Genomic DNA, 18,937 nt, shown 5'->3' with positions numbered 1-18,937 from the left:
CCAGTCGACGCCGCCTGACAGTGAGGCCGCCCGACCGCGTCAACAAGACGGCGTTCATCAGCCATCCGTCGAAACGGTGATAGCCTCCCACGCACCGATTTCCGCGTTCAACGCCGACATCTTGTCTCGAACGAGACCGAGTGCGTCGCTACCGAGCAAAAGATGCGCGGGCGGATGTTCCGCTGCGATGGCGGCCAGCATTGCGCGCGCCGCTTTCCTTGGATCTCCCAATTGCTTGCCGCTTTTTTCCTCGCGGGCTTGGCGGATGGGATCGAAAATATCGTCGTAATCCGGAATCGAGCGGGGCGTTCGGGTCATCGAGCGGCCCGCCCAGTCTGTGCGAAACGAGCCCGGCGCCACCGCCGTCACGGCAATACCGAAGGGCTTGACCTCTTTGCCGAGCGCCTCGGAGATGCCCTCTAACGCAAACTTGCTGCCGCAGTAGTAGGTGATTCCCGGCATCGTGATGTAGCCGCCCATCGATGTGATATTCACAATGTGACCGCGGCGGCGCTCACGCATGAATGGCAGGACGGCCTTCATCATCGCGACCGCACCAAATACGTTCACATCGAACTGACGGCGCATCTCCGGGAGCGGCGATTCCTCCATGATGCCCTCGTGACCGTAGCCGGCATTGTTGACCAGCACATCGATGGGTCCGACGCTAGCCTCGATTTCCGCCACCACGCCGTCGATCGCGTCGAAGTCGGTCACGTCGAGCACGCGTCCCCAAGCGGCGTTCGCGGACAGGGACTCGAATTCGCGCTTTGCCTGGGCAGTTCTCACCGTACCGACGACCTTGTGACCCGTCGCCAGCGCTTCCTGTGCGAGCACGCGGCCAAAACCGCTGCTGACGCCAGTGATGAGCAGAGTTTTGCTGGATGTCATTGAAGCTTCTCCCGAAAGTCGATTGGAGAGTGCATACTAATCTGACAGACGAGGCAAAATAAGCCGAATTCCGCTGAGTTTCTTGCACAAAACTATGAGCACGCCACGCGCTTCGACCCAGCACCCAGCTCTATCCTCGCGCAGCCAGAAACGCATGGTTGCGCTGCTGCGCGCGTTGGCGCCCGACGAGGGTTACAACCTGACGGCGCTGCCGAGCGTCCGCATCTTGCGGTCGAACCGGGCGCTATCGCGCACGCCCGTTCTGTACGACCCCGGTATCGTGATCGTCTGCCAGGGCCGCAAGCGAGGCTATTTCGGCGACCAGCTGTACCTGTATGACGAGCATCACTATCTGGCCGTATCCGTGCCAGTGCCATTCAGCATGGAGACCGACGCAACCGAGGAGCGACCACTGCTCGCGCTGTATCTGCACCTCGATTTCGCCTTGGCCGCCGAACTTGCGGAGCGGATCGACCGCGAAGGGGGGGCTGAGCGCACACCAGCACCTCGGAGCATGATGTCGACGCCGATGGATGACGCGATGCAAGCGTCCGTGCTGCGCTTTCTCGAGGCGATGCATCGGCCACTCGAAGCTGCTGTGTTGGGTGCAGGGCTGCTGCGTGAGCTGTATTTCCGGGTGCTCACGGGGGCCCAGGGAAGCTCGTTGCGCGAGGCCTTGGCGATGCGAGGACAGTTCGGCCAGATAGGCCGCTCACTCCGCGTGATTCATGCAAGCTATGCGCAGCCTCTCGACGTAAGGCGACTGGCCGACGAAGCGGGTATGAGCATTCCGAGTTTCCACAGCCACTTCAAGGCCATTACACAGGTGTCGCCGATGCAATACGTGAAGTCGACGCGACTTCATCAGGCTCGCCTGTTAATGGTGCGCCAGGACCTGACCGCGGAGGCCGCCGGACACGCTGTGGGTTACGCGAGCCCGTCCCAGTTCAGCAGGGAATTCAGGCGTCTGTTCGGCTTGACGCCGGCAGCGGAGGCTAAGCGGATGCGCGAGAGCTTCGCGATCCCGGCTGTATTCGCTGATACGTCTTATGTGTCGTCGCACTGATGCCAGCGCTCATCGCTTCTGATAGGTGCCGATCAGTTCGGCCTGCGTGAGTACGTGCCCGTGCATGGCCTTCTCGAGAGCGGCCTTGCTGGGGCTTTTCAAATCGGGCAGTACGGTGTCGAGCGCATACAGCTTGTGGAAATAGCGGTGGCGTCCCACGGGCGGACACGGGCCGCCGTAAGCGGCACGCTTGAAGTCATTGGTGCCTTCGAGCGTGCCGCCCGGCAAAGCCTGTGCATCAGCGCCATCGGCTAGCCCGGTTGCTGTCGGCGGGATGTTGTAGAGCACCCAATGTACCCAAGTCATTCTCGGCGCGGCGGGGTCCGGCGCGTCGGGGTCGTCGACGATCAGCGCCAGGCTTTTTGCGTTCGCGGGCACGCCGGACCACGCGAGCGGCGGGGATACATTGGCGCCCTCGCAGGTATGCTGCACCGGAATCTCGCCGCTCTGTCGGAAGGCTTGCGACGTTAGCGTGAGTGTCATGGCAGCCTCCTCGTTGGGTCGCGACCATGCTTTTATTCTAGGTCAGCGTCCACCGAAGTCGCGCGCGGCGAGTGCACGCATTCGCGGATCGAACGACCGCATGCCGGGGCAGAGGCGACGTTCGATTTACCGCGCGGGGTTGCCAGCCGAGCTTGCGCTTATTGGCCGGCTGGCGACTTCGTGGATGGGGTCGCCAGTGAGTTGTTGACCCCGTAAGCGGGCTGGCGGGACGTGGAACTACTGTCCGTGCTCATCGTGCTCATCGGCTGGCCCGAGTTCGGCGATGCCGAGCCGCTGTCCGAGCCGGTGGCGCCAGGCGTGCCGTAGCCACTCGTTGGAGCGGCCGGCGACTTCGTGGATGGAGTCGCCAGCGTGTTGTTGCTTTGGGCATATACGCCGCTCGACAGCATCAGGGCGGCGACAGCCGCGATCAATGTGCTGGTTGCCTTGTTCATGAAGCGCTTCTCCTTTAATGGATTGCGATATCGACGCAAACGATGCTCACGTACGTTTCCGTCAGGGTCGCGAGACTCCAAGTTTAGGAAAGCGAGGGCTGATAGTTATGCGCATTATTCACAATGGTGAATATCGATTTCAGGAATTAACCGGGCAATCCGATGCGCGCTCGTCCCTGATCTGCGCGGCGGCCGTCATCATTTCTTGTCCCGCAGCCAGGGCGTATACGTGATTCCGATCAGCAATCCTTCCGGCCCGATAAAGCGGCTGACAGTCTGGCCCCATGGCTCATTCCGGTTTCTGACCAGCATTCGATACCCTTGCGATTCAAGTTCTGCCGTTGCCGCTTCGACGTCGTCGACATCGAACTCGATCCAGGCTTGCGGGATGGGTACCTCGGGAGGCCACGCTTCGGTGCCGAAGCAAGACTGAGCGGCGTGAGAGAGCGGCCACAACGCGAAAGAGTTTGCGCCGTTCAGGCTCTCCGTATGGAGATAGCCGCCGTTCTCTTCCTTGAAGGGGATACCGAAGGCCCGGCCATAGAGATCGCGGCTTGGCTGGGCCTCGGTCACGATCGGGCCAAAGCCTGCGATGAATAAGGCGGTGGTAACTGGGATCTTTTCCATGGCTTCTCCTTTGCCGCGAAAGAGCGGCGGGTGAGCGGCAGGTGAGCCGCTTACATTCGCTCGTCAATTCGCCGGAATCGTCACCACCGGCGCCTTACTGCTCGTATCCGACTCCGCGAGCGCCATCAGATTCTGCACGACCGTAAACGCGTATTTCGAGTCGAAGTCATTGCGCTCGACCCAATACACCGAAGGCCCATATGCGATCGACACATAAGCATCGGCCGGCGCGACCTTGCCCGAATGCACGATGATCGTCGGCCTGGTTTCACCGCCGACCAACCCGACGGTCGGCTTCGTCGAACCGTCGCTGATGCGCTCCTGCGGCACCTGCACCTGCGCGCCGAGATCGCTGAGGATGCCGAGCACCGAGCGCGTGACCATCGTAATGCGCTCGCCCTTCGCGGAAGTCGACGACGGCCCATAAACGACCTCATAGCTACGTGTCTTCGTAGACAGATGCAGCAGCCTGCGCACGCGCGCGACATCGGCGGCCGTGCTCGGCGACTCGCCGCTGGTGGTCGCGCCGATCGACAGGAACACGGCCAGTGCGGGGCTTTGGCCGCCTTTGAGATCGGCCTTCACATCGAGCTGACGTGTCTCGACGTTCAGTTCGCCCGCCAGTTGCAGACGACGCAACGCCTGCAGCAATTCGAAGAAGCCCGGCGCGCCCGCGCTGTTGTTGCCGCCGAGCACATCGCCGTTGCGCAGACCGCCGATCGATTGCGCGGTGATGCGCAACAGCAGATCGATCGGCACGCCGCCCTCGGCGAGCGGCAACACGAGCGCCGGCGCGAGCGGCCGGATATAGGCGGACGCGAACGCTTCACCGGTGGTCGGCGTGAACGTGAAGGTCGGCCGGTTCGAGTACGACACGCTGCCGGTCGCCTGCGCGTAGTTCGGCATGGTGCCCGAGCCGGCGTTGAGCGTCGCGCCGCCGGTGGTGTCGAACGTGTAGGCGGCGATGATGCTGCTGACGGTCAGGAATGCGGGCGCATCGCCGTAGCGCAGACCGATCACGGCGGCGAGGATCGCGCGTTTCTTCGCGTCGCCGAGCGCCCGCGCATAGTCGACCTGATCGGCCTTCAGACGCGAGGGGCCGATATGCACGCAGGCGGACGTGAGGCAGGCCGCGCACAATGTGGCGGCTACGGAAGCGGTTCTGAGCATGGACGGGCGCGAGCGGCGGTAATCCGCTGAACAATGGGGTCTGCGCTCGGCGGTAGCAGAACCCATTCCCGCGCAAGCGGCGGGCCGGGTCAGCGGGCGGCTTCGTTGTCGCTCCGGCGCCGCGCGCGGCGGCGTCGCGCGTGCGTCGATGCGCAAGGGCGTTGGCACGCTTTACCGCTGCCTTGCAAGAATTGCAGAAATGCGCAGGGTGGATGCCCGGCTTTCAAGCTTCGGCGTCGATCCCGTCTTGCGCTTGGTCCTCGCCGCCTCGCTCGAGCGCGCTGCGATACGCGCGCGATTGCATCTCGGCGAGCCGGCTCAGCGTACGCGACAGATCATGCGCGCCTTCGAGGCCGATCAAGGCGGTCCCGATCGGCTGATCGGACGCGATGAAGAGCGCGCGCTTGCGGTCGTAGAAGATGTCGATCAGCCACACGAGGCGCTGCAGCGTATGCGACTGCCTCAATGCTTCCGTATGCAGACGATCGACGATCAAGCCTTGCCATTGCTCGGCGAGATCGAGGTAGTCGAGGTGCGAGCGGCTCGCGACACATAGCTGCTCGAAGTCCGCCCACAGCAGCGCGCTGCCGGCCGCGCGCGCTTCGAGCGGGCGGCCCGCCGCGCTCAGCTTCACCGGTTCGATCGCAGCGCCGCTTTCATGGCTCGTGAAGATCTCGCGCAACGCGGCCTCACTCGACGCATCGAGCGGCGCGAAAAAGCGCGGCACCTCAGCCGCTTCGCCGCCGAAGCGGTAATCGCGCGCGCCGTCGAAATGGATCACCTTGAAAGCGCGTTTGATCTGCGCGATGGTCGGCACAAAGCGCTCGTGAAACTCGGGTTCGGGCAGCAGATCGTCCGGTGCGTAGTTCGACGTCAGCACGATCCGCGTGCCGAGGTTGATCGCGGTGTCGAGAAAGCGGCCCATCAGGAACGCGTCGGCGATATCGTGCACATGGAATTCGTCGAAGCACAGCAGCTCGATACCGTCGAGCCATTGCCGCGATACGTCGCCGAGCCGGTCGTCGCCCCGCGGCGCCTGGACGAGCCGGTGGTTCATCTCGCGCAGGAACTCGTGGAAATGCAGGCGCCGTTTGCGGCACCGCGCGAGCTCGAACAGCGTATCGACGACGAGGCTCTTGCCGCGCCCCGGCAAGCCATGACAGTAGACACCTTGCGGCCCGAACGCGGCGGTGGACCATGCACGCCGTGCCCGCTGCTGCGCGCCGAGCAACGCGACGAGCGCGCTGATCGCCTCACGCTGGCGGGGATCGGGCGTGATGCCGCGTGCGGTCAATGCGCGTGCGATGCGGGTTTCGTCAAGCATGGGCGAGAGCGTCCATGCCAGGTGATGCAAATGATGCGACTTGCGCGAATGACGCAGAATGGGCCACCGCGAAAACGGCGAGGACGTGTGTGAGCATGAGGTAAGGGGCGGCGTGATGGGCTGCGCTGAAGCAGGCCCAATGAGCGCGTGCACGAAGCGCGCGCCATTTTACCAGTCACGTCCCCTGTCGAACCGTTGGCGCGCGCACACGTCGTCGAGCCACTACCGCATCATTTGTCGTGATGCCCCGGCAGCACCGCACCGAGCACCTGCCTGGCCGTCTCGACCACCACGTTGCCCTGATCGGGATCGCCCTTCAGCAAGGTCTCGGCAAACGCTTTGGCCTGCGCGAGTGTGACGTGCGGCGGTAGCGGCGGCACGTTCGGATCGGACTTCACCTCGATCACGACGGGACGATTCGACGCGAGCGCGTCGTCCCAGGCGGTCGCCATCTGCTCGGGGTTGTCGACATAGATGCCCTTCAAACCGATCAGCTCCGCAAAGCGGTGATACGGCACGGAAGGAATGTCCTGCGACACCTCGAACTTCGGATCGCCTTCCATCACGCGTTGCTCCCATGTGACCTGGTTCAGATCGCCATTGTTGAGCACCATGCAGATCCAGCGCGGATCGCTCCAGCCTTGCCAGTACTTCGCGACCGTGATCAGCTCGGCCATGTTGTTCATCTGCATCGCGCCGTCGCCGACCAGCGCGATCACGGGCCGCTCGGGGTACGCGAACTTCGCGGCGATCGCATACGGCACGGCCGCGCCCATCGACGCGAGGCCGCCCGACAGCGAGCACATCATGCCGCGCTGCACCTGCAGATCACGCGCGTACCAGTTCGCGACCGAACCCGAATCGCTGGTGACGATCGCGTTCGACGGAATGCGCTTCGACAGCTCCCATACCGACAGCTGCGGATTCAGGCCATCCTTCGCGGGTTCGTGCGCGCGTTTTTCCAGCGTCTTCCACCAGTCGGACACCCAGCCTTCGATGCGCTCACGCCACAGCCGATCCTGCTTCTGCTCGATGAGCGGCAGCAGCGCGCGCAGCGTCTCGACGCTATCGCCGACGAGGTTCACTTCCATCGGATAACGCAGGCTCAGCATGTCGGCCTTGATGTCGATCTGCACGCCGCGCGCGTCGCCTTCCTTCGGCAGAAACTCCGAGTATGGGAAGCCGGAGCCGATCATCAGCAACGTATCGCAATGGGTCATCATGTCGTAGCTCGGCTTCGTGCCGAGCAGGCCGATCGAGCCGGTCACCCAAGGCAGATCGTCGGGCAGCGCCGCCTTGCCGAGCAGCGCTTTCGCGACGCCGGCGCCGAGTTTCTCGGCGACCGCGATCACTTCGTCGGTCGCGTGCAGCGCGCCAGCGCCGACCAGGATCGCGACCTTGCGGCCGGCGTTCAGCACGTCGGCGGCCTCGCGCAACTGCTGGTCGCCCGGCACGACGCGCGGACGCGCGTATCCGATGCCCGAATGCAGCGTGCCGTGCTTGCGCCCCGGCGGTTCATACGGAATGTCCTGCAGATCGTTCGGCAGTATCAGCGCGGTCACCGCGCGCTCGGCAAGCGCGATACGCACCGCCCGATCGACCAGATGACGCACCTGCGCGGGCATCGTCGCAAAGCCGACGAACGAGCCGGCCACGTCCTTGAACATCGCCGGCAGATCCAGCTCCTGCTGATAGTGTCCGCCGATCGCCGCGCGCGCCTGCTGACCGGCGATCGCGAGCACCGGCATGTGATCCATGCGCGCGTCGTAGAGGCCCGTCAGCAGATGAGAAGCGCCGGGCCCCGAGGTGGCGATGCACACGCCGAGTTCGCCGGTGAACTTGGCATGCGCGGCGGCCATGAACGCGGCCATTTCTTCGTGGCGGACCTGGATGAATTCGATCGGGCCCGGCTGATCCGTGCCTCTATGGCGCTTTTTCGCTTCGCTCTGCGCGCGGTTCAACGCGCCGAACACGCCGTTGATGCCGTCGCCCGGATAGCCATAGATACGCCGCACGCCCCATGCATGCAGCCGCCCGATGATGAAATCGCCAACGGTTTCAGCCATGATCCTCGCTCCCTCGATATCCAGTCGATGCCGCCGCGTGGAACGGGCGGCTTTGGTCGGTATCGAACGAGCAAGGGCTGTTCCTTGCGACTGGCTCGCTCAGCCGGTCTTGATCTTCGGCTGCGGCGCGTCGAGCGGTTCGGTGCCGAAGCGCTCGTACTGCGATATCACCTGCGCGCCGAACAGCAGCAGCGTGGCGAGCCATTCGAAGCTCAGCAGGATCACGATCGCCATCGTCAGCGAGCCATAGACGAGGCTCACCTGCGACAGCGTGGCGAAATACCAGACCAGCACGTGCCGCGTGACCTCCCACAACACGCCGGCCACCACGCCACCGATCAGCGCGTGTTTGAGCGACGGACGTCCGACCGGCATCACCAGATACACCGAAGTCAGCACGAAGATTTCACCGGCGAGCCCGAGCAGATACAGCAGCACTCGCGTGAAGCCCTGCAACGACACATGCAGGCCGAACAGTTGCAGACCTTCGGCGCCGATCGTGTCGAGCGCGCTCGATACGAACGTGACGATCAGCAGGCCAACGCCGAGAAACATGATGTAGCAGTAGGGCAGCAACGCCGAGACCAGGAAGTGGCGCCGCTTCACGACGACGCGGTGCACGAAGATCAGCGACATCGCGTTTTCGAGCACGGTGAAAGCGAGCGAGCTGAAGAACAGCATCGTCAGCAGCAGCACCCAGCCAATCACCGCGCGATGCTGCAAAAAGTTCGACAGCTCACGCACGAGCGCGGCCGATTGCCCGGGCACGAGCCAGCGCAGCAGATGCGACAGCGCTTCGAGCACCAGCTGCTGCGGCACCACGCGCGACAGCACGATGACGACCAGGATCAGCAGCGGCACGATGGACAGCAACGCGTAGTATGCGACCGCGCCCGCGAGCAGCAGCCCCTGGTTCGCGCGAAACGCTTTCAGCGTTTGCAGCAGGAAGCGCCCGGGATGCCTGGCGATAAACAGCGCATGCTGGTCGAGCAGGATGGGCATGAGGCCTCGCGGTGCGCGCCGGGCGCTGCCGGATGGCAGCCGCTCTCGACACGCGTGTGTGCTTTATATACCGTAAGCAGAAACGGGGCCATCAATGGCGCGGCATACAGTTTGCTTGGCCGCGTTCGGAAGATCGCCCGCCATTCCCGAGGACAGCCGATGGATCAGCCGCCCCGTCAGAACAACACCGCGCCGCAAGCCAATGATCTGGTGGTCGCGCGGCCCGAGGGACTGTATTGCCCGGCCGGCGATTTTTACATCGACCCATGGCGGCCGGTCGAACGCGCGGTGATCACGCATGCGCATTCCGACCATGCGCGCTTTGGTCATCAGCGCTATCTGGCGACGCGCGCGGGCGCGAGCGTGCTGATGGCGCGGCTGCCCGGCATCGCACTGCACACGCTCGACTACGGCGAGCCGCTCATGGTTGGCGCTGCGCGCGTGTCGCTGCATCCGGCCGGGCACGTGCTCGGCTCGGCACAGGTGCGCATCGAACACGCGGGCCGCGTATGGGTCGCATCCGGCGACTACAAGCTCGAAGCCGATCCGACCTGCGCCGCGTTCGAACCGGTGCATTGCGATACCTTCATCACCGAGTCGACGTTCGGCCTGCCGATCTATCGCTGGGACACGCCGCAAAGCGTGTTCGATTCGATCGATTCATGGTGGCGTCACAACGCATCCGAAGGGCGCGCGTCGGTGCTGTTCTGCTATTCGTTCGGCAAGGCGCAACGCGTGCTCGCGAGCGTCGATGCCGCGATCGGGCCGATCTTCTGCCACGGCGCGCTCGAGCCGCTCAATCGCGCGTATCGCGACGCGGGCGTGCGTCTGCCGCCGGTCAATCTCGTCAGCGAGATCGCCGCGAAAGACAAGGCCGTGTTCAGACAGGCGCTGATCGTTGCGCCGCCGTCCGCGCAGAACAGCGCGTGGCTCAAGCGCTTCAGCGATTACAGCGATGCATTCGCGTCGGGCTGGATGCGCCTGCGCGGCGCGCGGCGCCGGCGCGGCGTCGATCGCGGCTTCGTGCTGTCCGATCACGCGGACTGGCCGGGTTTGCAAACGGCGATCCGCGAAAGCGGCGCCTCGCGTGTGATCGTCACGCATGGCTCGATCGAACCGATGGTGCGCTGGCTCAACGAGCAGGGCCTGCAGGCGAGTGCGTTCGACACGCAATACGGCGACGATACGGTCGAAGCCGATGCGGCCGGCGCCGACGAAGCGCCGGCGGCGAGCGAATCATGACGGATACCGTATGAAACGCTTCGCGGCCCTCTACACCGCGCTCGATGCGACCACGTCGACGCACGACAAGCTTGCGGCGCTGACCAGTTATTTCTCGGTGGCCGAGCCTGAAGACGCGGCATGGGCGTCGTATTTCCTCGCGGGCGGCAAACCGCGTCAACTGGTGCCGACGCGTTTGCTGACCGACATCGCGCGCGAGCGCGCCGGCTTGCCCGAGTGGCTGTTCGAGGAGTCGTATCACGCGGTGGGCGATCTGGCCGAAACCATCGCGCATATCCTGCCGCCCGCGTCGCGCGACTCCGAGCTGGGTCTCACGCAATGGATCGAGCAACGCATGCTGCCGTTGCGCGGCCTGCCGCCCGACGAGTTGCGCACGCGTCTACTCAGTTACTGGGACGAACTCGACTGGGGCGGCCGCTTCCTGCTGACCAAGCTGATCGGCGGCGGCTTTCGTGTCGGCGTCGCGCGGCAACTGGTGGTGCGCGCGCTCGCCGAAGTGGCCGGCGTCGATCACAAGCGGATTGCGCAACGAATGGTCGGCTGGACCGATTCGCGACAGAAGCCCGATGCGGCGCGCTATCTGCGTCTGATCGCGCCGCAGACCGACGACGATACGCAAGCTCATGCGCGTCAACACGATAGCGACCTGGGCCTGCCGTACCCGTTTTTTCTCGCGCATCCGTTGCAGACCGATCCGGCGACGCTCGGCGATCCCGCGCATTGGCTGATCGAATGGAAGTGGGACGGCATACGCGCGCAACTCGTCAAACGCGGCGGGCGCGTGTGGTTATGGTCGCGCGGCGAGGATCTGATCACCGATCGTTTTCCCGAGGTCGCGGCATTGGGCGAGTCCTTACCCGATGGGTATGTGATCGATGGCGAGATTCTCGCCTGGGAACCCGGCGCGGCCGCGCCGTTGCCGTTCGCGCGGCTGCAACCGCGCATCGCGCGCAAGACGCTGACTCGCAAGATCCTTGCGGATTCGCCGGCAGCGCTGCTCGCGTACGACCTGCTCGAAGCGAACGGCCAGGACCTGCGCATGAACGCGCTCGTTGATCGGCGCGCGCGGCTCGATGCGTTGAGCGCGTCGGTCGATGGCACGCTCGCGCGCGGTCTGCTGCGCGTATCGCCGCTCGTCCGTGGCGCGGATTGGAGCGCGCTCACGGCCTTGCGCGAGGAGAGCCGCGCGCGCGGCGTCGAAGGCTTGATGCTGAAGGAGCGCGAATCGATGTATGGCGTCGGCCGCACCAAGGCATCGGGCACGTGGTGGAAATGGAAGATCGAGCCCTATGCGGTAGACGCTGTGCTCGTGTACGCGCAGCGCGGTCATGGCCGTCGCGCGAGTCTCTACACCGACTACACATTCGCGGTGTGGGACGAAGCCGACGGCGTGCGCACGCTCGTGCCGTTCGCGAAGGCCTATTCAGGGCTTACCGACGAAGAGATGCATCGCGTCGATGCGATCGTGCGCAAGACCACCGTCGATAAATTCGGCCCGGTGCGCAGCGTAACGCCGACGCTCGTGTTCGAGATCGGCTTCGAAGGGATACAAGCGAGTTCGCGCCATAAGTCAGGCGTGGCCGTGCGTTTTCCACGCATGCTGCGCTGGCGTACCGACAAACATATCGACGACGCCGACACGCTCGCGATGCTGAAGGGCTTTATCGATAATCGTGCGGGATAACCCGCAGAGCACAAACCCCTAACACGTCGAGCATTTTTTTATCGGCATCGTCGCTTATCCTTTGTTTATGACCGCGTCATCGATTCGCGCCATAAGAGCGCTCGCGGCATGCATTGCGTGGCCCCCTCAATCCGTTGGAATACCGATGTCGTGCGACGCCCCTGAGCGAGGCGGATCGCACAACGACAGTGCGTCAGACGATGTTGCGCAGCACGCACATCGCTGTCGCCGTCATTCAAACGCCGTGATGTATGGGCACGCTAAATCCCGCATACCAGGTAATTGCAACGCTGGAGTGCGGGACGACGCGTGCCGGCCGCGCATCGTCCGAATGAAGCGGAAATAGCAAAAAAACCTGGCCGCAGTCCGGCAGACGCAATGGGATCGAATCTTGCGCGCGTGGCGCGAGATGCCCTTCAGGGCGAATGTAAAAGGGCGAGAAAAAATGACTGTGTTCAACGACAGCGTGGACAGCAGCGACGACGTGCTCGTATGGCGGCCGATCCGCTATGCGATGGCCGCGCATCGTCGCGTGCTGGTAGTCGACGATTACCGGGAAGCAGCGGACGCGCTGCAAATGCTACTGACGGCCGACGGCTTCGAGTGCCGTGCGCTCGACGATCCGTATGCCGTGTGTCAGACCGCGTGCGAGTGGCAGCCGTTTGCGGTGCTGCTCGACATCAAGATGCCGGGGCTCGACGGGCTCGAACTTGCGCGGCGTCTGCGCGCGCATCCGCAGACTGCGCATATGCTGCTGGTTGCGTGTACCGCGTTCGCGTCGCGCGAGGATCGCTCGCTCGCCAAGGCGGCTGGCTTCGACGCGCATTGCGCGAAACCATTGACGCCCGAGCGTCTGTTGCGCGTGCTCGAATCGGCGGCCGCGTTGCATGCGGCGGAGCCATCATCTGAATCAGGCTGTTAGCGAAAACTTGCTGACCGTTCTGTCATTTCTGCAGGGTCGTCGTCGGAAATCGCACTCGGTGCGGTGCGAATCCGTTTGTCATTTGTTTGCCATCTGGCTGCCACCGTTCTATCCGCCGCAGCTTCCTTAGCCATGCGAGCCCCTACGTTGCAGTTCACGCAGGGGTTTCACTTCGCTCGCACACGCAGGCCCACTCGTTGCTAAAAGACCGATGACGCGGCGCGCTCGGGCGCGCCGCCGAGGGTCATTTGCAACGAGGGAGATCAGACATGAGCGACAAGCAACGCCCGGCACCGCCGTTTCCTGAACAGCAGCAGGACCAGACGCCCGGCCGCACGGCCGGCATGAACCCGCAACCGGATCACGGCGAGAAAACCTACGAAGGTTCGGGGCGTCTCGCTGGCAAGGCAGCGATCGTGACCGGCGGCGACAGCGGCATTGGCCGTGCGGTCGCGATCGCGTTCGCGCGTGAAGGCGCCGATGTGCTGATCGCCTATCTCGACGAAGAAGACGATGCGCGCGAGACCGCGCGCTGGGTCGAGGACGCCGGTCGCAAGGCGGTGCTGGTCGGCGGCGATATCCGCGATCGCCAGCATTGCGATGCGATCGTCGACAAGGCGATCGAGGCTTTCGGCCGGCTCGACGTGGTGGTCAACAACGCGGCGTATCAGATGAGCTATCCGTCGCTCGACGCGATCAGCGACGAAGAATGGGACAAGACCTTCGATACCAACATCGGCGCGATGTTCAGGATCACGCGCGCGGCGGTCCGCCATATGAAGCCGGGCGGCGCGATCATCAACACGTCGTCGATCAATGCCGATCATCCGAACCCCGGCCTGATCGCCTATGCGACGACCAAGGGTGCGATTCAGAACTTCACCGGCGGCCTCGCGCAATTGCTCGCGGAAAAGGGTATTCGCGCGAACTGCGTGGCGCCGGGACCGATCTGGACGCCGCTGATCCCATCGACGATGCCGCCCGACAAGGTCGAGCAGTTCGGCAAGCAGGTGCCGATGAAGCGCCCCGGACAACCGGCGGAGCTCGCGGCCGCGTATGTGATGCTCGCGTCGGACGAAGCGAGCTACATCTCGGGCGCGACGATTGCCGTGACAGGCGGCGCGCCGATTATTTAGGTTGGCGAACCGAAGGCGGCGAGGCTGCCGGCGAGCGCATGGCGCTTCTCGCAGTGGTTTCCATAACGTCATAAGGGAGAGTGACATGAAGATCGATGTATCCGTCAAACTGGGGGCCGCGCTCGTGTCGGGCTGCCTTGCGCTAGGTTTTGCGCAGGCGGGCTTCGCGCAGACCGGTTCCAATCCGTCTACGCAACCCGGAAAGTCCGCCGCAAAACCGGGCGCAAGTCTGGAAGAATCGCGCACGCCGGATACGACCGGTACGAACGACGCGAACGGTAATGTCGGCGAGTCGGGGGGCGCGACCAATGGTGTCGCCGGCGGCGGCAATGGCCGCACCACTACCGACAAGCGCTTCAAAGGCGCGACGCCGCCGCGCGCGGGAAGCGCGGCGGGGCAATAAGCGTTCAGCCGGGCGCGTCGAGCTGCGACGCGCCGCACGCCGCGGCGGCATCGCGCTCGCGCGCTGCCGCCGTTTTGCATGGGTTCGAGTTGCATGGAGTTTCGTCGCGCGCCGCGTTGCTTGCGCGACGCCTTGTGAGGAGGAAATCCGATGGCTACCCCCGATGCTGAAACCGCGCAGGCCGACGCGCCCGCGTCGCATGCATTGACGTTCGAGATCAACGGCGAGACGCGGCACTTCGACGTTCTAGCGTGGACCTCGCTGCTCGATCTGCTGCGCGAGCATGCGCACCTGACCGGCACCAAGAAGGGCTGCGATCACGGCCAATGCGGCGCGTGCACGGCGCTCGTCAATGGTCAGCGGATCAATACCTGCCTCGCGCTCGCGGTCGTGTACGACGGTGCATCGATCACGACCATCGAAGGTCTCGCGAACGGCGATACGTTGCATCCATTGCAGCAGGCGTTCATCGAACACGACGCGTTCCAGTGCGGCTACTGTACGCCGGGGCAAATCTGCTCGGCGTACGCGATGCTCGAAGAAGGCCATGCGCGCTGCGCGGACGACGTGCGCGAGCAGATGAGCGGCAATCTGTGCCGCTGCGGCGCATATACGAATATCGTCGCCGCGATTCTCGACGCGGCGCATTTCGGTGACGAGGATGCAAGGCAAGCCAGTCCGGTCGCGAATCAGCGCGGAGCGCGGCCATGAACCACTTCTCGTACACGCGCGCCGAGGCGGTGCAGGATGCGCTCGAACGGCATCGGTCGGACAAGGCCGCCGCGTTTATCGCGGGCGGCACGAATCTCGTCGACCTGCTGCGCGAAGACGTGGCGCGGCCGGCTTTGCTCGTCGACATCAACCGTTTGCCGCTCAGGCGGATCGAAGCGTCGGCGCAAGGCGGCCTGATGATCGGCGCGCTCGTAACGAACAGCGCGCTCGCGTATGACGATACCGTCGCAGCGCGCTACCCGCTGCTTGCGAAAGCGATCCTGGCCGGCGCGTCGCCGCAGATTCGCAATGTCGCGACGGTCGGCGGCAATCTGCTGCAACGCACGCGCTGCTACTACTTCTACGACGTGGGCACGCCGTGCAACAAACGCGAACCCGGCAGCGGATGCCCGGCGCTGCACGGCGTGAACCGCATTCACGCAATCCTCGGCGCGAGCGAACACTGCATCGCCGTGCATCCGTCCGATATGTGCGTCGCGTTGGCGGCGCTCGGCGCCACCGTGCATCTGATCGGCAACGACGGCGTACGCACGTTGCCGTTCGCGGATTTTCACCGGCTGCCGGGCGACACGCCGCATATCGATACCAACTTGCGCGACGACGAACTCGTGACCGCGATCGAGCTGCCGGCGCAAGGCTTTGCCGCGCATCACGCGTACGTGAAGGTGCGCGACCGCGCATCGTATGCGTTCGCGCTGGCGTCGGCCGCGGTCGGTGTCGAACTGGATGACGACTCGCGCATCGTCGATGCGCGTTGCGCGCTCGGCGGCGTCGCGCACAAGCCGTGGCGCGATCCCGCCGCCGAAGCCGCACTGCGCGGCGAGACGCTGAACGCGCGGACGGTGCGCGATTTCGCGGGGGCGCTGCTGCGCGATGCGCGCCCCCAGCGCGACAACGCGTTCAAGATCGAACTCGCGGCGCGCGTGATCGTGCGCGCCTTCGGCGAGGCCACACAACGTTCGTTCGAGGAGGCCGCGCGATGAACCGTGCCGAAACCTTGCCATCGACAGGCAGCCCGAAGCACGCGATCGGCGTGCCGCATTCGCGTGTCGACGGCCTCGCCAAAGTGACCGGCGCCGCGCAATATGCGGCCGAGTTCTGCGCCGAAGGGCTCGTACATGGCGTCGTCGTGTCGGACACGATCGCTTCGGGCAAGATCGTCTCGATCGATACCTCGGCCGCCGAAGCGCTGCCCGGCGTGCTGCTCGTGCTCACGCATCGCAAACGCCCGGCGCTGCCATCGGACGTCGATGCGTTCAAGGACATGATCGCGCCGGCCGGCACGCCATTGAGACCGCTGTGGGACGAGCGCGTGTGGTACAGCGGGCAGCCGGTCGCGCTGGTGGTCGCGCAGTCGCTCGAACTCGCGCGCTACGCGGCGTCGCTGGTGCGGGTGCGCTCCGAGGCCGCTTCTCATCAGACCGATATCGAGGCGGCGTTGATGAGCGCCGTACCGCCGTCGGCCGAGAAGGGCGGCTTCGACCCGCCGCCGCCCGAGCGCGGCGACCCGCGCAAAGCGTTGGCCGATGCCAGGGTGCGTGTAGATGCGTTCTACACGACGCCCGCGCAATACCACAATCCGATGGAAATGCACGGCTGCACCGTGGTGCCCGATGCGCAAGGACACTTGACCGTCTACGAGAAGACTCAGGGCGTCGTCAATACGAAGGGCTATCTGCAGCGCGTGTTCGGTTTGAAAGACGACGAAGTGCAGGTGGTTTCGCCGTTCGTCGGCGGCGCGTTCGGCTCCGGCTTGCGGCCGCAATATCATCTGGCGCTCGCGGTGATGGCCGCGCGCGAACTGAAGAAACCCGTGCGCGTCACGCTGACCCGGCAGCAGATGTTCACCTTCGCGCATCGGCCGCAATCGGTGCAGCGCGTCGCGCTCGGCGCGTCGGCGGATGGCCGCCTGCAGGCGGTGATCCACGAGGCGGTGTCGGAAACCTCGCGCTATGAGGAGTTCTGCGACGTGGTGGTCAACTGGGCCGGGCAGCTGTATCGATGCGACAACGTGTCGATGGGCTACAAGGTCGCGAAGCTCGACGTGCCGACGCCAGCCGACATGCGCGCGCCCGGCGCGACCCAAGGGCTCTTTCCGCTCGAAGTCGCGATGGACGAACTCGCCGAGGCATTGCGGATGGACCCGCTCGAATTGCGGCTCGTCAACTATGCGGAGCGCGACGCGAACAAGAACCTGCCGTTTTCGAGCAAGGCGCTGCGCGACTGCTATCGCGAAGGCGCGGCGCGCTTCGGCTGGGCCGGGCGGCCGCTCGAACCGCGTGCACGCCGCGAAGGCAACGAGTTGATCGGCTGGGGCATGGCAACCGGTGCGTGGGACGCGATGCAGAACAAAGCGGCCGCCCGTGCGGTGCTGACGCCCGATGGCTGCGTCAGGGTGTCGAGCTCGACCGCCGATATCGGCACCGGCACCTACACCGCGATGACGCAGATCGCCGCCGATGCGCTCGGCGTGCCGCTCGCGGACGTCAGCTTCGAACTCGGCGATACGCGGCTGCCGAAGGCGCCGATCGAGGGCGGATCGTGGACGGTGTCGTCAGTGGGCAGCGCTGTCGATGCGGCCTGCACGCGCCTGCACAATCGTCTCGTCGAACTCGCGCGCGAACATGGCGGTGCGCGCTTCGCGTCGGTGGATCGCGAAGCAGTGCGGCGCGAGCGCAACCGGCTCGTGTGCGGCCCGCACGCGGACGACTCGATCGCGATCGCGACGCTGCTCGAACGCGCCGGACTCGATGAACTCGAGGAGCAGGCGAGCGTGGAGCCGCACGTCAAGCAGCAGGCATATTCGATGGGCACGCATTCGGCGGTGTTCGCCGAAGTGCGCGTCGACGAAGCGCTCGGCACCGTGCGCGTGACGCGCGTGGTCAGCGCGGTCGCGGCGGGGCGCATCGTCAATCCGAAGACGGCGGGCAATCAGATCGCGGGCGGCGTCGTGTGGGGCATCAGCATGGCGCTGCACGAGCACGGCCAGTTCGATCACGTGCTCGGACGGCAGATGAATCACAATCTCGCCGAATACCACATGCCCGTGAATGCCGACATTCACGAGATCGACGTGCTATTCGTCGAAGAGCGTGACGACATCGTCAATCCGCTCGGCGTCAAAGGCGTCGGCGAAATCGGCGTGGTGGGCGTGGCCGCGGCGGTCTGCAACGCGATCTGGCATGCGACCGGCAAACGCATCCGCGATTTGCCGATTACACCCGACAAGCTGCTCGGCTGACGGCCCGTAGCCGCGTCGATCGATTCGACGCGGCAGCGCCGCGCTCAATCCGCGTACTTGAACTCCGGCAACGCCTCGAGCGATTTCTTCGTCCCGTCGGGCAGCACGATACGCCGGTTGTCGATCTGCAGATCATTGAACGGCACGGCGACCAGATGCTTGCCCAGGCCGAGAAAGCCGCCGACCGACAGGATCGCGTAGGTGGTGCGCTCGGTGCCCGGCGATACGATCAGATCGTCGAGCGTGCCGATATTGTCCTTGTTGCGGTTGTACACGTCCGCGCCCGACAGCTTCGACGCGCGATATCCGCTCGCGAGCTGCACGACGTCGGTGCGTTTTTCGGTGATCGCTTGCGGAGCGCCTTGCGCGAACGCGCTGCCGGACGGACCCAACGCGGAAATCAGCGTAATGGCGGCGAGAAGCGATGCGGAAGCGGCCAGCGGTTTGATCTGCGTGTTGCGCATCATCTTGGTTCTCCCTGATTGCTGTCGTG

18 protein-coding genes are annotated in these 18,937 nt (G+C 64.7%); 9 read left to right on the top strand and 9 right to left on the bottom strand.

Annotation, left to right across the window (positions count from 1 at the left end; translation table 11 throughout):
- Positions 1-57: 57 nt before the first annotated feature.
- Positions 58-891: an oxidoreductase gene (locus G5S42_RS06035; protein ID WP_176105964.1), complete on the bottom strand. Its 834-nt coding sequence runs from the start codon at positions 889-891 to the stop codon at positions 58-60.
- A gap of 94 nt (positions 892-985) precedes the next feature.
- On the opposite strand from G5S42_RS06035, the gene G5S42_RS06030 reads away from it, so the two are divergent.
- A complete protein-coding gene (locus tag G5S42_RS06030) occupies positions 986-1,957 on the top strand; it encodes an AraC family transcriptional regulator (protein ID WP_176105963.1) in 972 nt (323 codons plus the stop codon).
- 9 nt (positions 1,958-1,966) lie between these two features.
- Here G5S42_RS06030 and G5S42_RS06025 read toward each other — a convergent pair whose 3' ends face one another.
- From G5S42_RS06025 to G5S42_RS05995, 7 genes are all read right to left on the bottom strand, one after another.
- On the bottom strand, positions 1,967-2,440 hold the full coding sequence (locus G5S42_RS06025; protein ID WP_176105962.1) for a YbhB/YbcL family Raf kinase inhibitor-like protein: 474 nt from the start codon (positions 2,438-2,440) through the stop codon (positions 1,967-1,969).
- 158 nt (positions 2,441-2,598) lie between these two features.
- Positions 2,599-2,895, bottom strand: a complete 297-nt coding sequence (locus tag G5S42_RS06020; RefSeq protein ID WP_176105961.1) for a hypothetical protein — start codon at positions 2,893-2,895, stop codon at positions 2,599-2,601.
- A 198-nt stretch (positions 2,896-3,093) separates the two neighbouring features.
- Positions 3,094-3,522 (bottom strand): VOC family protein, encoded by a 429-nt coding sequence (locus G5S42_RS06015; RefSeq protein WP_176105960.1) that lies wholly within the window; start codon positions 3,520-3,522, stop codon positions 3,094-3,096.
- Positions 3,523-3,585: 63 nt separating this feature from the next.
- Positions 3,586-4,692 (bottom strand): hypothetical protein, encoded by a 1,107-nt coding sequence (locus tag G5S42_RS06010; RefSeq protein ID WP_176105959.1) that lies wholly within the window; start codon positions 4,690-4,692, stop codon positions 3,586-3,588.
- Between the two features lie 223 nt (positions 4,693-4,915).
- A complete protein-coding gene (gene zapE, locus G5S42_RS06005) occupies positions 4,916-6,016 on the bottom strand; it encodes a cell division protein ZapE (RefSeq protein WP_176105958.1) in 1,101 nt (366 codons plus the stop codon).
- Between the two features lie 230 nt (positions 6,017-6,246).
- The gene (locus tag G5S42_RS06000; protein WP_176105957.1) at positions 6,247-8,082 is read right to left on the bottom strand and encodes a thiamine pyrophosphate-requiring protein; all 1,836 of its coding nucleotides are present in this window, start codon (positions 8,080-8,082) and stop codon (positions 6,247-6,249) included.
- Between the two features lie 99 nt (positions 8,083-8,181).
- Entirely contained in the window at positions 8,182-9,084 is a 903-nt protein-coding gene (locus tag G5S42_RS05995) for a YihY/virulence factor BrkB family protein (protein ID WP_176105956.1), read from the bottom strand.
- Positions 9,085-9,243: 159 nt separating this feature from the next.
- Between G5S42_RS05995 and G5S42_RS05990 the strand changes: the two genes are divergently transcribed.
- The 8 genes from G5S42_RS05990 to G5S42_RS05955 all read left to right on the top strand — a co-directional run bounded on the left by G5S42_RS05990 (position 9,244) and on the right by G5S42_RS05955 (position 18,444).
- Complete coding sequence (locus G5S42_RS05990) at positions 9,244-10,326, top strand: ligase-associated DNA damage response exonuclease (RefSeq protein ID WP_176105955.1); 1,083 nt, start codon at positions 9,244-9,246, stop codon at positions 10,324-10,326.
- A 10-nt stretch (positions 10,327-10,336) separates the two neighbouring features.
- The gene (locus G5S42_RS05985) at positions 10,337-12,010 is read left to right on the top strand and encodes an ATP-dependent DNA ligase (protein ID WP_176105954.1); all 1,674 of its coding nucleotides are present in this window, start codon (positions 10,337-10,339) and stop codon (positions 12,008-12,010) included.
- 445 nt (positions 12,011-12,455) lie between these two features.
- Positions 12,456-12,932, top strand: a complete 477-nt coding sequence (locus G5S42_RS05980; protein ID WP_176105953.1) for a response regulator — start codon at positions 12,456-12,458, stop codon at positions 12,930-12,932.
- A 269-nt stretch (positions 12,933-13,201) separates the two neighbouring features.
- The gene (locus tag G5S42_RS05975; RefSeq protein ID WP_176105952.1) at positions 13,202-14,068 is read left to right on the top strand and encodes a glucose 1-dehydrogenase; all 867 of its coding nucleotides are present in this window, start codon (positions 13,202-13,204) and stop codon (positions 14,066-14,068) included.
- Between the two features lie 85 nt (positions 14,069-14,153).
- Positions 14,154-14,471 (top strand): hypothetical protein, encoded by a 318-nt coding sequence (locus G5S42_RS05970; RefSeq protein WP_176105951.1) that lies wholly within the window; start codon positions 14,154-14,156, stop codon positions 14,469-14,471.
- 150 nt (positions 14,472-14,621) lie between these two features.
- Positions 14,622-15,182, top strand: a complete 561-nt coding sequence (locus G5S42_RS05965; RefSeq protein WP_176105950.1) for a (2Fe-2S)-binding protein — start codon at positions 14,622-14,624, stop codon at positions 15,180-15,182.
- Complete coding sequence (locus G5S42_RS05960; RefSeq protein ID WP_176105949.1) at positions 15,179-16,186, top strand: FAD binding domain-containing protein; 1,008 nt, start codon at positions 15,179-15,181, stop codon at positions 16,184-16,186. The genes G5S42_RS05965 and G5S42_RS05960 overlap by 4 nt, the downstream gene beginning before the upstream one ends.
- The gene (locus G5S42_RS05955; protein ID WP_176105948.1) at positions 16,183-18,444 is read left to right on the top strand and encodes a xanthine dehydrogenase family protein molybdopterin-binding subunit; all 2,262 of its coding nucleotides are present in this window, start codon (positions 16,183-16,185) and stop codon (positions 18,442-18,444) included. Before G5S42_RS05960 ends, G5S42_RS05955 begins: the two co-directional genes overlap by 4 nt.
- A 44-nt stretch (positions 18,445-18,488) precedes the next feature.
- On the opposite strand, the gene G5S42_RS05950 is transcribed toward G5S42_RS05955, so the two are convergent.
- Positions 18,489-18,911, bottom strand: coding sequence for a PRC-barrel domain-containing protein (locus G5S42_RS05950; RefSeq protein ID WP_176105947.1), 423 nt, complete (start codon positions 18,909-18,911; stop codon positions 18,489-18,491).
- Between the last annotated feature and the right edge of the window lie 26 nt (positions 18,912-18,937).

Origin of the sequence: Paraburkholderia youngii, from assembly GCF_013366925.1 — a bacterium.
Taxonomy (GTDB): domain Bacteria; phylum Pseudomonadota; class Gammaproteobacteria; order Burkholderiales; family Burkholderiaceae; genus Paraburkholderia; species Paraburkholderia youngii.
This window is presented reverse-complemented; position numbering and strand designations above follow the sequence as displayed.

Bases quoted from the DNA above. Each gene is read 5' to 3' on its own strand.
- G5S42_RS05965 (WP_176105950.1), top strand. From the start codon at position 14,622: ATGGCTACCCCCGATGCTGAAACCGCGCAGGCCGACGCGCCCGCGTCG.
- G5S42_RS05985 (WP_176105954.1), top strand. From the start codon at position 10,337: ATGAAACGCTTCGCGGCCCTCTACACCGCGCTCGATGCGACCACGTCG.
- G5S42_RS06000 (WP_176105957.1), bottom strand. From the start codon at position 8,082: ATGGCTGAAACCGTTGGCGATTTCATCATCGGGCGGCTGCATGCATGG.
- G5S42_RS05995 (WP_176105956.1), bottom strand. From the start codon at position 9,084: ATGCCCATCCTGCTCGACCAGCATGCGCTGTTTATCGCCAGGCATCCC.
- G5S42_RS05950 (WP_176105947.1), bottom strand. From the start codon at position 18,911: ATGATGCGCAACACGCAGATCAAACCGCTGGCCGCTTCCGCATCGCTT.
- G5S42_RS05970 (WP_176105951.1), top strand. From the start codon at position 14,154: ATGAAGATCGATGTATCCGTCAAACTGGGGGCCGCGCTCGTGTCGGGC.
- G5S42_RS06020 (WP_176105961.1), bottom strand. From the start codon at position 2,895: ATGAACAAGGCAACCAGCACATTGATCGCGGCTGTCGCCGCCCTGATG.
- G5S42_RS05960 (WP_176105949.1), top strand. From the start codon at position 15,179: ATGAACCACTTCTCGTACACGCGCGCCGAGGCGGTGCAGGATGCGCTC.
- G5S42_RS05990 (WP_176105955.1), top strand. From the start codon at position 9,244: ATGGATCAGCCGCCCCGTCAGAACAACACCGCGCCGCAAGCCAATGAT.
- G5S42_RS06030 (WP_176105963.1), top strand. From the start codon at position 986: ATGAGCACGCCACGCGCTTCGACCCAGCACCCAGCTCTATCCTCGCGC.
- G5S42_RS05980 (WP_176105953.1), top strand. From the start codon at position 12,456: ATGACTGTGTTCAACGACAGCGTGGACAGCAGCGACGACGTGCTCGTA.
- G5S42_RS06035 (WP_176105964.1), bottom strand. From the start codon at position 891: ATGACATCCAGCAAAACTCTGCTCATCACTGGCGTCAGCAGCGGTTTT.
- G5S42_RS05955 (WP_176105948.1), top strand. From the start codon at position 16,183: ATGAACCGTGCCGAAACCTTGCCATCGACAGGCAGCCCGAAGCACGCG.
- G5S42_RS05975 (WP_176105952.1), top strand. From the start codon at position 13,202: ATGAGCGACAAGCAACGCCCGGCACCGCCGTTTCCTGAACAGCAGCAG.
- zapE (WP_176105958.1), bottom strand. From the start codon at position 6,016: ATGCTTGACGAAACCCGCATCGCACGCGCATTGACCGCACGCGGCATC.
- G5S42_RS06010 (WP_176105959.1), bottom strand. From the start codon at position 4,692: ATGCTCAGAACCGCTTCCGTAGCCGCCACATTGTGCGCGGCCTGCCTC.
- G5S42_RS06025 (WP_176105962.1), bottom strand. From the start codon at position 2,440: ATGACACTCACGCTAACGTCGCAAGCCTTCCGACAGAGCGGCGAGATT.
- G5S42_RS06015 (WP_176105960.1), bottom strand. From the start codon at position 3,522: ATGGAAAAGATCCCAGTTACCACCGCCTTATTCATCGCAGGCTTTGGC.